The 14,678-nt window shown below is 37.6% G+C and carries 14 protein-coding genes; 4 read left to right on the plus strand and 10 right to left on the minus strand.

The features are described 5' to 3' along the window. Window positions 1-23: 23 nt before the first annotated feature. The 10 genes from AB2N10_RS07320 to AB2N10_RS07365 all read right to left on the minus strand — a co-directional run bounded on the left by AB2N10_RS07320 (window position 24) and on the right by AB2N10_RS07365 (window position 12,557). Window positions 24-1,007: an HD domain-containing phosphohydrolase gene (locus AB2N10_RS07320; RefSeq protein WP_354624374.1), complete on the minus strand. Its 984-nt coding sequence runs from the start codon at window positions 1,005-1,007 to the stop codon at window positions 24-26. Continuing rightward, entirely contained in the window at window positions 971-1,438 is a 468-nt protein-coding gene (locus AB2N10_RS07325; RefSeq protein WP_354624373.1) for a hypothetical protein, read from the minus strand. The genes AB2N10_RS07320 and AB2N10_RS07325 overlap by 37 nt, the downstream gene beginning before the upstream one ends. A gap of 71 nt (window positions 1,439-1,509) precedes the next feature. After that, window positions 1,510-2,472 carry a ferrochelatase gene (gene hemH, locus AB2N10_RS07330; RefSeq protein WP_354624371.1) on the minus strand — a complete coding sequence of 321 codons (963 nt, stop codon included), beginning with the start codon at window positions 2,470-2,472 and terminating at the stop codon, window positions 1,510-1,512. 126 nt (window positions 2,473-2,598) lie between these two features. Then, window positions 2,599-3,243: an adenylate kinase gene (gene adk, locus AB2N10_RS07335; protein ID WP_354624369.1), complete on the minus strand. Its 645-nt coding sequence runs from the start codon at window positions 3,241-3,243 to the stop codon at window positions 2,599-2,601. 120 nt (window positions 3,244-3,363) lie between these two features. After that, entirely contained in the window at window positions 3,364-5,268 is a 1,905-nt protein-coding gene (gene htpG / locus AB2N10_RS07340) for a molecular chaperone HtpG (RefSeq protein ID WP_369434572.1), read from the minus strand. A gap of 181 nt (window positions 5,269-5,449) precedes the next feature. Further along, the gene (locus tag AB2N10_RS07345; protein WP_369434573.1) at window positions 5,450-6,763 is read right to left on the minus strand and encodes a DEAD/DEAH box helicase; all 1,314 of its coding nucleotides are present in this window, start codon (window positions 6,761-6,763) and stop codon (window positions 5,450-5,452) included. A gap of 153 nt (window positions 6,764-6,916) precedes the next feature. Then, the gene (locus AB2N10_RS07350) at window positions 6,917-7,213 is read right to left on the minus strand and encodes a DUF406 family protein (RefSeq protein ID WP_354624367.1); all 297 of its coding nucleotides are present in this window, start codon (window positions 7,211-7,213) and stop codon (window positions 6,917-6,919) included. Between the two features lie 114 nt (window positions 7,214-7,327). Next, window positions 7,328-9,811 carry a glycogen/starch/alpha-glucan phosphorylase gene (locus tag AB2N10_RS07355; protein ID WP_354624366.1) on the minus strand — a complete coding sequence of 828 codons (2,484 nt, stop codon included), beginning with the start codon at window positions 9,809-9,811 and terminating at the stop codon, window positions 7,328-7,330. Between the two features lie 460 nt (window positions 9,812-10,271). Beyond that, on the minus strand, window positions 10,272-11,924 hold the full coding sequence (gene pgm / locus AB2N10_RS07360) for a phosphoglucomutase (alpha-D-glucose-1,6-bisphosphate-dependent) (protein WP_354624365.1): 1,653 nt from the start codon (window positions 11,922-11,924) through the stop codon (window positions 10,272-10,274). A 30-nt stretch (window positions 11,925-11,954) separates the two neighbouring features. After that, window positions 11,955-12,557, minus strand: coding sequence for a replication initiation regulator SeqA (locus tag AB2N10_RS07365; protein ID WP_354624364.1), 603 nt, complete (start codon window positions 12,555-12,557; stop codon window positions 11,955-11,957). A 125-nt stretch (window positions 12,558-12,682) separates the two neighbouring features. On the opposite strand from AB2N10_RS07365, the gene AB2N10_RS07370 reads away from it, so the two are divergent. The 4 genes from AB2N10_RS07370 (at window position 12,683) to fldA (ending at window position 14,653) form a co-directional block, all read left to right on the plus strand. Then, window positions 12,683-13,468: an alpha/beta fold hydrolase gene (locus AB2N10_RS07370; protein ID WP_354624363.1), complete on the plus strand. Its 786-nt coding sequence runs from the start codon at window positions 12,683-12,685 to the stop codon at window positions 13,466-13,468. A 114-nt stretch (window positions 13,469-13,582) separates the two neighbouring features. Beyond that, window positions 13,583-13,804 (plus strand): DUF2788 domain-containing protein, encoded by a 222-nt coding sequence (locus AB2N10_RS07375; RefSeq protein WP_354624362.1) that lies wholly within the window; start codon window positions 13,583-13,585, stop codon window positions 13,802-13,804. A gap of 33 nt (window positions 13,805-13,837) precedes the next feature. Further along, complete coding sequence (gene ybfE, locus AB2N10_RS07380; protein WP_354624361.1) at window positions 13,838-14,110, plus strand: LexA regulated protein; 273 nt, start codon at window positions 13,838-13,840, stop codon at window positions 14,108-14,110. 15 nt (window positions 14,111-14,125) lie between these two features. Further along, window positions 14,126-14,653, plus strand: coding sequence for a flavodoxin FldA (gene fldA, locus AB2N10_RS07385; RefSeq protein WP_369434574.1), 528 nt, complete (start codon window positions 14,126-14,128; stop codon window positions 14,651-14,653). Window positions 14,654-14,678: the final 25 nt, after the last annotated feature.

Here is a 14,678-nt window from a genome sequence, read left to right on the forward strand (position 1 = left end):
TAGAAATAGGCTCAATAACGCTCTTAATTAACTTCTGTACAACAGGAGTCTAAAGCGAATAGACTATTATCTTCCTTCGACTTCATCTGTAAAAATACGGAAACTATTTCAGGATTAAAACATGTACCGCTGCGAAGTTTCAACTCAACAAGCGCCTCTTCATCGGAAAGCGCTAATCGATAAGAGCGATCTGAGGTCAAGGCATCCCAAAAATCTGCCACGGATAAAATTTGTGCGATTAGCGGAATCTCTTCGCTTTCCAATCCCATTGGATAACCTTGAGAATCCCAACGCTCATGGTGATATAACACATATTTTGCAAATTTGTTTAACTGTTTAGAATTCCTTAATACTTGGTAACCCCAATAGGAATGATTCTGTATTAACGCATACTCTTTCTCGCAGAGTTTGCCTTTTTTATTTAGGATCTCTTTAGGCACAACGGTTTTGCCTATATCGTGTAAAATACCAGCCCAATAAGTATGTTGGATATCTTCCTCTGATAGCCCTAACTCAATAGCGATACTTCTGCCAAGATTAGCAACATTTTCTGAATGCCCTTTGGTATAAGGGTCATGAATTTCTAACATATTGAGCATAACATCAGCAATTTCATGCTGAAACTCTTCAAGCTCTAAATTGAGATAATCTATTTCAATACTATGTTTTTGTAATTGTGAATACTGCTTTTCAAATTCTATTTCTCTTTCTTTAGTATCAGTGATATCAATAGCGATACCCAACATGGCGAGTTCATCGGAAGAAGCACTTTTGAACGGTATTTTGGTCGTTTGCATGATCTTTACACTACCGTCAAACTCATGATTCTCCTCTTCAGGAATAAACTTCATCCTATTATTATTAATAACCTCTAAATCATCACTTAAGAATGCTTGCACTTCTTCTACAGGATAAGTTCCACTTTTATCGTGTAATTGCAAATGGTTTTTGCCTTCCATTTGCTCTGCTGTTAACCCATAACCAGCAGCCGTTGCTTTATTAACCAATATAAATCTCCCATGTCTATCTTTGGCAAATATTTTATGGGAACAAGGTCGATGATTTGTCGTAATTCACTGTTTTTAGCTTCTATCTGTTTACGGTACGCCTCTTCATTCTTATAAGCATCACAGAGATTATCCAATATTTTGTTAAGCTCAAAATATTGTAAGTTCTCTTGATTTACCTTATTCAAGGGTATTTCATTACTCACATCGAACAAATATTGTAATTTTCGATATACTTTTCTTTTTATATTTATCTGATAAAGCATATAAATAGAAAAGAACAGCGCAAAAAGCAATAGAGCAAATATAGAACTATTTTGGGTTAATTCATTGTGCAATAAAATGAAAAACAACAACCCCAGAATAACGGATGTATAAACCCATTCAACTTGAATATTTTTATTCAATATCTTGGTTAATGAATATTTCATACGACTGTACCCTTTAGCCTTTTAGTCATTACTGCAGTCCCTGCTAAACAGCCAACAAAATGATCTTTTAATTACTTATTGTTTATGATCGCATTAAATAAAGAAATTTGCGAGTCATTGTCATTTAAGCATTTTATATAGTGATATTGATCACCTCCATTAGCTAAAAATAATGCGCGATTTTCAACGGCTAACTCTTCAATGGTCTCTAAACAATCACAGGCAAATGCTGGACTAATAATATCAACTGATTTAACACCAGAACGAGCAAACTCTGCTAATGAGAGGTCAAGATATGGAGTTAACCACTCTTCTCGTCCTACTCTGGATTGATAGCAAAGTTGATATTGCTTATCACGCAATCCTAATGCGGCAACAACTCGCGCAACAGTCCCCTCTACCTGCTGTTGATAAACGTCACCTAGGCTCACATAGCGTTTAGGAATACCGTGAAAGGAGAAAACAAGCAATTCAGCTTGTCCGTGGGTTTGCCAATGATTTTTAATGGAGTCAACTAGCGCTTCAATATATAAAGGATGGTCATGGTAATCATGAATAAATGTGAGTGCGGGAAAGTTAAACTTATTTTTAAAAGCGGCCGCAATTTGATCAAATATCGGCGCGGTAGTTGATACAGAATATTGTGGATATAGAGGTAATACGGTTAGCTCAGTGACCCCTTGTTGAACAAATTTTTCTATTTGAGAAGCAATAGAAGGATTGCCGTAGGTCATTGCATAATCAACCATAATGTTCTGCTGATTTAATTGAAGAGCAAGTTTTTCAGTTTGTCGTTGTGTGTAAAAACGCAATGGCGAACCATCTTTAGTCCAAATACTTTGATATAACTTAGTCACTTTTGCGGTGCGAATTGGAAGAATAATAAAATTAAGCAGAGGTAACCAAAACCAGCGAGGTTGATCAACAACGCGTTTATCCGATAAAAACGCTTTTAAAAACTGCTTAACACCTTTTTTAGTCGGCATTGCAGGCGTACCTAAATTAACCAACAATACAGCACGTCTCTTATCCATATAGACTCCCTTAAGCTATAAAAAAAGGGGCTAAATGCCCCTTCATACGATCTATATATGTAAAGTCAGCAAGGACAATAGTGCCCAGATGCTAGAGATAACATAGAAGTATAGTAATAGAACCGATTAACCAAGGATAGCCGTTAATTCAGCACTGATTGTATCAACGGCTTTAGTGCCATCAAATTTGCAATGCGCACCATTACCCTGTGCGGCTTCATTTTGATAGTAAGCGACAAGAGGCTCAGTTTGCGCATGATAAATATCTAAACGTTTACGTACAGTAGCTTCTTCATCATCAGGTCTAATCACTAAATCATCACCGGTAACATCATCCTTACCTTCAACGGCAGGTGGATTGTAAACGATATGATAGGTACGACCAGAGCCAGAATGAACTCGACGGCCAGCCATACGTTTAACAATTTCTTCATCTGGCACATCAAATTCAAGAACGAAATCAACAATTACACCAGCTGCTTTCATGGCATCTGCCTGAGGAATTGTACGAGGGAAGCCATCTAATAGAAAACCTTTTGCGCAATCAGCTTGTGCAATACGCTCTTTAACTAATCCAATAATTAACTCATCAGAAACAAGTTGCCCTGCATCCATTAGCTCTTTCGCTTTCAGACCAAGTTCAGTACCTGCTTTTGCTGCAGCTCTCAACATATCCCCTGTGGAAATTTGTGGGATCCCGTATTTATCCATTATAAATTGAGCTTGTGTACCTTTACCAGCACCTGGAGCACCTAATAAGATAATGCGCATATTGCATCCTTCATGATTAAAAAATTGAAAAAGAAATTTACACGTTTACGCCTAATTTCTCAAGTTTATAAATAAAAAAAGGCCGACATAAGCCGACCTTTATAGTACATATTAATATGATTAAGCGAGTAATAGCTTATTGATACGACTTACAAATGCAGATGGATCATCAAGGCTACCCTTTTCTGATAGTGTCGCTTGTTCAAGGAGCAATTCAGCCCATTGTGCAAACAACTCTTCATCGGCCATATCAGCTAATTTAACAATCAACTCATGCTCTGGATTAATCTCAAAAATAGGCTTGCTATCGGGAACAGGTTGCCCCATTTGCGCCATTAACTTGGCCATTTGAGTGCTCATATCATCATTATCAGCAACAATACAAGAGGGTGTTGTGGTTAAACGGTGCGTTAAGCGTACTTCTTTAACTTTATCACCTAACACCGTTTTAACTCGCTCAATAAAGCTAGCAAATTCAGTTTCTTGCTTTTCTTGCTCTTTTTTATCTTCTTCGCTATCAAGTTTACCTAAATCTAAATCGCCCTGTGTAACAGAAGTAAATTTCTTACCATCGTACTCGGTCAAATGACTTAAGAACCACTCATCAATACGGTCAGACATTAATAGTACTTCGATACCTTTTTTACGTAGCACTTCGAGATGAGGGCTATTCTTAGCGGCATTAAAGCTATCAGCTGTGATGTAGTAAATTTTATATTGGCCTTCAACCATACGACTAATGTAAGCATCCAGTGAAACTGTCTGCTCAGCAGCATCTGTCTGTGTTGAAGAGAAACGCAATAATTTAGCAATTTTTTCTTTGTTGCTAAAGTCTTCTGCAGGCCCTTCTTTTAATACTTGACCAAACTCTTTCCAAAACTTGTTGTACTCTTCTTCGTTATTCGATGCAAATTTCGCCAGCATAGAAAGAACACGTTTAGTACAAGCACTACGCAATTTAGCAGTAATACGGGTATCTTGTAGAATTTCACGAGACACGTTAAGTGGTAGATCATTTGAATCTAAGACACCTTTTACAAAACGCAAGTAGGTCGGCATAAACTGTTCAGCGTCATCCATAATGAATACACGTTGTACATAAAGTTTTAAGCCATGCGCCTTTTCACGATTCCATAGGTCAAATGGTGCACGTTTAGGGATATATAATAGGCTTGTGTACTCTTGCTCACCTTCAACTTTATTATGACTCCAAGTTAATGGGTCTTCAAAATCATTGGCAATATGCTTATAGAACTCTTTATACTCTTCGTCTTTAAGGTCAGATTTAGCACAACTCCATAGCGCAGTCGCTTTATTAACAGATTCCCAAACAGCTTCGCTACCTGGGATTTTTTCACCGTCAGGACCTTCTGTTTCAGGAGTTGCTTCTTTAAACATTTGCACTGGAATACTGATATGATCTGAATATTTAGCAACAATACCACGTAATTTATAATCATTTAAAAATTCAGTTTCATCATCACGAAGATGAAGAATAATTTCCGTACCACGGTCTGCTTTTACAATATCAGCGACAGTGTAATCGGATTCACCGTTAGATTCCCAGCATGTACCCTGTGATGCATCTTCGCCCGCTTTGCGTGTATTTACTGTCACTTTATCGGCAACGATAAACGCCGAGTAAAAACCAACACCGAATTGACCAATGAGTTGTGAGTCCTTAACTTGATCGCCCGATAATTGTGCAAAGAAATCACTTGTACCAGATTTAGCAATAGTACCTAGATGTTCGATCACTTCATCACGCGTCATACCGATACCATTATCACTAATGGTGATGGTTTTTAAATCGGCATCAAAACTCAAACGAACACGTAAGTCACCATCATTTTCAAAAAGAGAGCCATCTGATAACGCTTTAAAACGCAATTTATCCGCTGCATCGGCAGCATTAGAAACAAGCTCACGTAAGAAAATTTCTTTATTAGAATACAGTGAGTGGATCATTAATTTAAGAAGTTTGCCAGTATCAGCACTAAAAGTATGATTTTGTTGATGTTCCATAATATCTATTTCTCTTTTAATTAGCCTAAACAAGACTGGGGTTTAAACGATAATAGATAGATGGGGATAGTGATTTCTTTTTCAAGGCACTTATGATGATTTATTCAAAAATGGCCTTAAAAATCTCAACGCTGTTATATAACAACGTCGAGAATAACGACAAGAGGGCTAATATAATAAGCTAATCTTTCTTTTTACGACGCATTGGCGTAAAACCAATCTCCTGTGCTTCATGGAATATTTTATTAACAGCTTTTTTAACTTTTACTTTTTTCTTGGCAACTTTATGCTTACCTTCAACCATAGCCCCTTTGTTGTCGGCGACTTTAGCCTGTACTTCTTTAATTCCCTTAAACTTAGGCTGAATACCTTCGACACAATCAAAGGTTATTATTTGCTGAACAAAAGCTTCCACTTTTTTAAAGTTTAGCCAATCTTTAGGGCCAACAATAGAAATAGCATCACCCTTTTCCCCAGCTCGACCAGTGCGCCCGATACGGTGAATGTACTCTTCACTATGTTTGGGAATATCAAAATTAATAACATGACTGACATTAAGTAGATCTAATCCACGCGAGGCAATATCGGTGGTGACAAGAATCGCTTTTTTACCACGCGCAAAATCATCCATTATTTGATTACGGTTGCTCTGTGTTAAATCACCGTGTAATGCACTTGCACTGTACCCTTTAGCAATCAGCGTTTCACTTAAACGTTCTGTATCACTTCGTGTTGCAGTAAAAATGATGGCCTGCTTAATTGCGGCATCATTAATAAAATGAAACAGTAATTTCTCTTTCTGATTTAAGTTATCGGCCAAATAAAATCGTTGTGTAATTTCGCTATGCTGCTGATTTTCTTCACCAACAGAGATACGCACCGGCGCTTTTAGCATATTGGCAGCAAACTCATTGACCTCGGCATGGCCAAGTGTTGCAGAAAAGAGCAGGGTTTGACGCAGACGATGGTTCGCTTCATCATTAATTGCTTTAAGCTGTTCAGCAAACCCCAAGTCGAGCATACGATCCGCTTCATCTAAGATGAGTAACTCTAATCCATGTAGATGCAAAAGCCCCTTTTTTAAATGATCAACAATACGTCCAGGTGTACCAACAACAAATTGTGGATCTTTATCTAGTTGCTTAACCTGCTCATTAAAATTCTCACCGCCTAATACCAAGGTAGATTTTAAGCTCGTATTGGCGACCAATAAGCGCAGCTGTGAATATACTTGCTTAGCCAATTCTCGGGTAGGCGTTAAAATCAAAACGCGGGGATCGCGTTTCGTTAAGGCACGTGTTTTCAAAACACGTTGCATTGCAGGCAATAGATAAGCCAATGTTTTACCTGATCCTGTTTTCGATGATGCAAGTAAGTCCTTTCCTGCAACCGCAACAGGGACTGCCTGTGCTTGAATTTTCGTAGCTTCGCTAAATCCAAGGTGAGATAACGAAATAATTAAGCGGCGATCAACCGGTAAATCTTCAATCAGCAAAGCATGCTCCAAAGCGATAAAATAAAATCATAGGTAAGTAGTATAACGATTAAGCAAGAAAAGAAGAAATGAAGAATGAGATAAAAATAAAATTGTGACCATTTATCCACTATCTAAATTAGATTCATGCTAGATAGTGGATAGTATTACAGACTATATTGCACTCATCCCCATTTCGAAAATCAATTTTTCAGCTGTACATTCAAAATGAAGAGTTACTTCTAGGTCAACGCTATCGGCATTTACCGTTTCTTTAGTTGTCACTTCAACACTTGCAAATCGTGCTTTAGCTGCATCGATATATTTTTGCGCAAGTTGTGCAACGGCTGCTTTATCTGCACCTGAAAAAGGTAATATCAATAGTGTATCATCTTCATGAATGACACTACCTAACTCAACGATGGTACCACAAGCTTCACATACATCATTATTAATTTTATCTTGAGACATCACAACCTCCTCGGTCGTATTAAAGAAAACTTGTCACTGATTATACTGCGCTTTAAATAAAAAAAAGGCGATAATTAATTATCGCCTTTTCAGTATCATTTGTTACTTAACAGATCATGCTAATGGGTACTTGTCTAAGTTCCAAATAGTAGCAGAGTAATCTTCAATTGAACGGTCAGAGTTAAATTTACCCATCGCGCCAGAGTTAAGAATCACTTTCTCAGCCCATGTTGCTTGGTCACGGTACATTACGTCAACACGTTGATGTGCAGCACAGTAAGATGCGTAATCAGCTAGACATAGATACTCATCACCACCTTCTAGTAGCGTACGCTTGATATCTGATAGCGCACCAGGTTGACCAGGTGTGAAGAAATCAGAATCTAACCAATCAAGCACTGATTTTAGCTCTGGGTTGCTGTAGTAGTAATCAAAAGGATTATATCCTTTATCTTTCAATGCTTTCACTTCATCAACACTTAGACCGAAGATAAACATGTGCTCTGCACCAATCTCTTCTGCCATTTCGATGTTTGCGCCATCCATTGTACCAACAGTTAATGCACCATTGATTGCAAATTTCATGTTACCAGTACCTGATGCTTCTAGGCCTGCTGTAGAGATTTGCTCAGAGATATCCGCAGCTGGGAATAATTTCTCTGCTAGTGATACACGGTAGTTTGGTAAGAATACAACTTTTAATTTACCTTTAACACGCGCGTCGTTATTCACTTTATCTGCAATTTTGTTTAGTGCAAATATGATTTGTTTAGCCATGTAGTAACCTGGTGCTGCTTTAGCGCCAAAGATAAATACACGAGGAACCATATCGTAATCTGGGTTATCTAATAAACGTTTGTATAGAGTCAAGATATGAATCAGATTCAATTGTTGACGTTTGTACTCGTGTAGACGTTTAATTTGAATATCAAAGATTGCATCAGCAGAAACTTCAACACCCGTTAGATTTTTAATGATTCGAGCAAGTTCTAGTTTGTTATCTTTTTTGATATCCATGAAGCGTTTTTGCAAAGCTACATCTTTTGCTTTTGGTAGTACGCCACGTAGTTTATCAAGATTAACAACCCAATCTGTACCCACTTCATCATCATATAATCCAGCTAGTTTTGGATTACATGCTTTTAACCAACGACGTGGTGTAACACCATTTGTTACGTTAACTAATTTAGTTGGGAATAGCTCATGGTACTCTGGGAATAGATCTGTTTTTACAAGTTCAGAGTGAACCGCAGCAACACCATTTACTTTGTATGATGTAACAACACATAGGTTAGCCATACAAACTTTACGATCATGACCTTCTTCAATGATAGATAGTTTTGCTTTCTTATCATTGTCGCCAGGCCATTTTTCTTCAACTAATTCAAGGAATTGACGGTTGATTTCAAAAATAATTTCAAGGTGACGAGGTAATACTTTTTCAAATAGGCTAACAGACCATTTTTCTAATGCTTCAGGCAATAGAGTGTGGTTTGTGTAAGCAAACACTTTTTGACAGATTGACCAAGCGAAGCTCCACTCTAAACGCTCTTCATCCACTAAAATACGCATTAATTCAGGAATTGCGATAGTTGGATGTGTATCATTTAATTGAATCGCAACTTTTTCAGGCAATTTGTTCCAATCGCTGTTGTGACGCTTGAAGCGACGTAAAATATCTTTTACTGAACATGCACAGAAGAAGTATTGTTGAACTAAACGTAACTCTTTACCTTCTTGTGTTGTGTCGTTTGGATAAAGTACTTTTGACACTGTTTCTGCTTTTGATTTTTCAGTTTGTGCATCAACATAACCACCGGCATTAAATACGTCCCAGTCAAATGCTTCATGAGCACGACTTTCCCATAAACGTAGAACGTTAACTGTTTTAGCACCGTAACCAACAATTGGCACATCCCATGGCACACCCTTAAGTTTTTGACCTGCATGCCAAACTTTATGTGAACTTCCATCTTCGTCAAATACAGTTTCAACATAACCAAATAGAGGTACTTCTTGAATTGACTCTGGACGACAAATTTCCCATGGGTTACCGTATTCGCGCCATGTATCTGGACGTTCAATTTGACGACCATCTTGGAATGATTGTGCAAACAAACCATTTTCATAATGGATACCGTAACCAATTGCTGGGTACCCTAGCGTTGCTAGTGAATCGATAAAACAAGCAGCTAGACGACCTAAACCACCATTACCAAGAGCCATATCTGGCTCTTCATCACATACTTCGTAAATATCTTTACCAAGTGCTTTAAGTGCATCTTCTGCCACTCTAAATAATTCTAAGTTATGTAGATTATTAGAAAGTAAACGTCCCATTAAAAATTCAAGAGAAAGGTAATTTACAGAACGAACGTCTTTAGATGAATGATTTTGTTGAGTCTGTGTCAGTTTATCAAACACCATTTCATTAACGGCATGACAAGTCGCATTCCACCAAGCTTTATTATTCGCTTTTTGAGGATCTGTACCTAGACCTTTTTGTAAACGGTCAAGTATTGATTGTTGCATCTGTGCACTTGTGCATTCAGCTACGTCATTTTTACTTTTTACTGCTTGGGTCTTTTTACTAGACATAATGTACCTACGTTTGTATTAATTAATTAGTAGCAAGAGAATCATGAACTGATTACTCATTACTGTAAAATTTCGAATGATAACGTTAGTATTAAATGATACTTACCGAACTACCTTTACCATTATTCGCTTTTCAAGTAATTATTATCCTTTAAAAACAGGTATAACAATAATGAAACAGCCCCCCTTAGTCCTCCTCCTTTTTTCTACGCCCCCCCTACTAGTTAACTATTTTTTTAAGCGATTTTCGACTCAAGTGTAGGTAATTACTATGTTTACTCGTACTCATGTCACAATTAAAACAACATTAATAGAAAGGTATTTATTAGCAAGTAGTGATGGAGATCACATTCAGTGATTGGAAAATATAATAAAAAAATAAGGGGAATAAGGCTTCTAATACCTAAATGCGCTAACTAAGCCTCCCCTTTTAAGAGGGGAAGCTCAATTTTACGGCAAATTACAAACCTGCTTTTGCAAATGCTTGCGCAACAATTTCTTGCGCTTCTTTTTGAATTAACGCGATATGTTCTTCACCTAAAAAGGATTCAGAGTATATTTTGTAGATGTTTTCTGTACCAGAAGGACGAGCTGCAAACCAACCATTTTCAGTGGTCACTTTAAGACCACCAATAGCCGCTCCGTTTCCTGGCGCATGGGTTAATTTAGCGGTGATTTTTTCACCCGCTAAGGTTTCCGCTTCAACTAGATCGGGAGTTAGATTTGCCAATACCGCTTTTTGCTCTGGTGAAGCAGGTGCATCAAAACGGGTATAAACTGGCGCACCAAATTTTTCCGCAAATTCCGCATAATGTTCACCAGGATCGCGACCGGTTACGGCGATTATTTCAGCGGCTAATAACGCCAAAATAATACCATCTTTATCGGTACTCCATACACCACCATCTTTACGCAAAAATGATGCTCCAGCACTCTCTTCACCACCAAAACCAAAGGAGCCGTCAAATAAACCATCAACAAACCATTTAAAGCCAACGGGTACTTCAGACATCTCACGGCCTAACTGACCAACAACGCGATCAATCATTGAGCTAGATACCAATGTTTTACCTACTTTGGCATTCGCAGACCACTCAGGGCGATGAGTAAATAGATAATTAATTGCTACCGCTAAGTAATGGTTTGGATTTAGTAATCCATGACTCTTCGTTACAATACCATGACGGTCATAATCAGGATCATTGGCAATAGCAACATCAAATCTATCTTTTAATTTGATCAGCCCAGCCATCGCATAGGGAGATGAACAATCCATACGGATCTTGCCATCTTTGTCTAGCGTCATAAATGAGAAAGTAGGATCAATTCGATCGTTAACGACTTCAATGTTTAAGCCGTAAGTTTTTGCGATAACAGGCCAGTATGCAGCACCAGATCCACCTAATGTATCCACGCCAATTTTCAATCCTGCTTTAGCTATCGCATCAAGATTTAATACATTTTTTAAATCATCGACATAGGGTTGAATATAATCATATTCTTCAACAAAATCAGAGGCCATTGCTTCGGCAAAGTCTTCTTGTAAAATATCATCATAATTGTCATTAAGAATTTCATTGGCGCGATCTTGAATGATTTTTGTCACATCGCTGTCAGCTGGCCCGCCATTAGGTGGGTTATATTTAAAACCACCATCTTCTGGTGGATTATGTGATGGTGTAATAACAATACCATCTGCTAAGTTATCTGGATGCGCTTTATTATGTTGCAAAATAGCATGAGAAATAACGGGAGTTGGTGTATACCCACCACCGGCTTGCACAACAACTTTAATGCCGTTGGCAACTAAAACTTGTACTGCTGAGGCAAATGCAGGTTCAGATAATGCGTGTGTATCCTTACCAATGAACATTGGTCCTGTATAGCCTTTCTCTTTACGATATTCGGCCAATGCTTGGCTAATTGCTAAAATATGCAATTCAGTAAAAGCATTTTTAAATGAACTACCGCGATGCCCTGAAGTACCAAAAGCAACTTGCTCACTTGCCACGGTAACATCAGGAAGATTGATATAATAAGCTGAAACTAGCTTTGGAATATCGACTAAATCGCTTGCTTGTGCGTGCAGGCCTGCACGTGGATGAATTGCCATAATATCACTACCTCAAAGTATAAATAAAAATTAAATTTCGTCTTGGATACGCGCAATTAAATCTGGATCATAGTCCATCGCGCTCATCATCTGCGTTAAAATAATACGTTTTCTGCCAGTATTAGCATTAGTAACCACCCAAAAAGGGGTAAAAGGAATATCCCTCGGTTTGCTTGCTACCAACAATGCAACCTCCTCTTCATTGTCAGAAGCTAATAATGCTTCTAAATTTTGCCCTAAGTAGTCTCGAGAACGTCCCTTTACCACTTTTGCCGCTTCAACAAAAGCACTCGTTTTTTCATAGTACATCGCCGTCAGCAGCATCTTAAATTTATTCGTGACAATAGCTTCATTTTGAAAAGAAGCGTGTCCCATTAGCGCCTCAACACCATGTGCGAGTGCGTCAGGTAATGAGGGTTCAGCGGCAGGACAAATAATTTCGTCGCTAGGCTCACTGATTGTTGTATCAGGATTATCAATTGCAACTTCATGATGCTCTACCATATCAGTCTTAGCTGCAGGTGCAGGTATTGAAAGTAAACGACGCAAAATTTGTGAGGGTGTTTCACCAAACGCTTCTATATTAGTTAGAATATATCTGTAAAGGTCATCTTCAATTTCAATTACTTTCATTTATTCCCCGCTCAATATTGTAAAAAAACGCCAGCTAATGTGACATATATGTTAAACTTAGCGCTATTATCTAGATATATCTTAAATATTTTTATATTTTATATTTTCACTTAAAATAGATTCTTATGCTACTTAATTACCTACTAAAACCGCAAGCTTTAAATGAAACAGATCAAAAACATGGTAATATTTTTATATTACATGGTTTATTTGGCAGCTTATCCAACTTATCCCCCTTGGCAAAATCATTAGCTAGCAGACAACAAACTATCTGTGTTGATTTACGTAATCATGGCAATAGCCAACACAGTAAAATAATGACCTATGACGCAATGGCCAATGATATATTTACGCTCGCAGATCATCTTGATATAGAGCATTTTTCCATCATAGGGCATTCCATGGGAGGGAAAGTTGCCATGAGTTGTGCACTGCAACAACCACAACGAGTCAATAAATTAGTTATCGCTGATATTGCCCCTGTTAGCTATGACAATAAGCACAGCAGCGTTTTTGCAGGATTAAATGCCATCCGTAATTGCAAAATAGAAAATAAGCAAGAGGCAGATATAATATTAAGTCAATACGTGAAAGAAGCCGGAGTTCGCCAATTTTTGCTAAAATCATTACGCCTAAAAAACAACCAGTACGATTTTCAATTCAACCTTGATGCACTCTCGCGAAATTATGACCATATCTGCAGCTGGCCAGAATACAGCAGCGCTTTTGTTAATCAGACACTATTTATTAAAGGAGCTAATTCCGATTATATTAATACTCAATCACAACCTGTTATTCAGCGTTTATTCCCTAATGCATCTGGAAAAATAATCGAAAATACAGGACATTGGCTACATGCAGAAAAACCAGACATTTTTAATCGTTTGGTTGGGAAATTTTTTAGTGTATAAGCTCCCCCGTTCTCAAAACGCACAAGTAGCTGTATTAGATTTTTTAAGGTAAATGCGAGTGGCTTGCATTTAACCTTTATGCTATATTTCTCTTTTTTTAATGACCCCTAATCTATGTTACAAGAATATACAGAACAAATAGAGGTGGTTGGACTTTATGGTTTTTACCTCGCACTCTTTTTATTGATAGGTTTTTCAATTCAAGATGTATTAAAACGTGGTAATGTACCTAAATATGGTCGCAATGTTGTCTGGGCCGTACTATTTTTTGGCTGTACGGGCTTTATCGCCAAAGCAATTATTGAAATAATATGGAACACCGCTGGTATTAAATAGAAAAAATCACAATAAACCCTTTTAGGTGAAAAAATGGCAAAAGAATCATTTGATCGTATTACCCACGATCTTTTTGCTGATGAGGTACGTATTGGAAGACCTAAAAGCAATCCGCACTCTCGGCAAATACAGCTTAGAATTAATAAGCAAAAACAAGTACAACGAGATAAGCTAAAAGGCTTAAAGCGTATTGAACTAAAAGTTGATAAGCAGTTATTTGAACAATTAAATGCGCTATCGAAAAAACAGAACATTAGCCGTGCTGAACTCATTAATCAGTTACTGCATGCACAAGTAAATAAATAAATACAAGGTATATATATGTCAAGCGTAGGTATTTTTTTTGGTAGTGATACAGGCAATACAGAAGCAGTTGCGAATATGCTACAAAAAGAGTTAGGGAAGCACTTAGTCGAAGTTAAAGATATCGCGAAAAGTAGCAAAGAAGATATTGCAGAATTTAGCTTATTACTATTTGGAATCCCAACCTGGTATTACGGTGAAGCACAATGTGACTGGGATGACTTTTTTCCAGACCTAGAAGATATTGATTTTACAGATAAATTAGTCGCCATTTTTGGTTGTGGCGATCAAGAAGACTATGCTGAATATTTCCTTGATGCGATGGGACAACTTGGCTCTATTGTTGAAAGCAAAGGTGCCATTATAGTCGGTCATTGGCCAACAGATGGATACGATTTTGAAGCATCAAAAGCATTGGTTGATGATAATCACTTTATCGGTTTAGGTATTGATGAAGATCGCCAACCAGAATTAACGGCTTCACGTGTACAAACATGGGCAAAACAAATTTATAACGAAATGTGTTTAGCAGAGTTAGCTGATTAAATATAAATAGACAAACGTTGAGAAA

The organism is Psychromonas sp. MME1 (assembly GCF_041080865.1).
Lineage (GTDB): Bacteria > Pseudomonadota > Gammaproteobacteria > Enterobacterales > Psychromonadaceae > Psychromonas.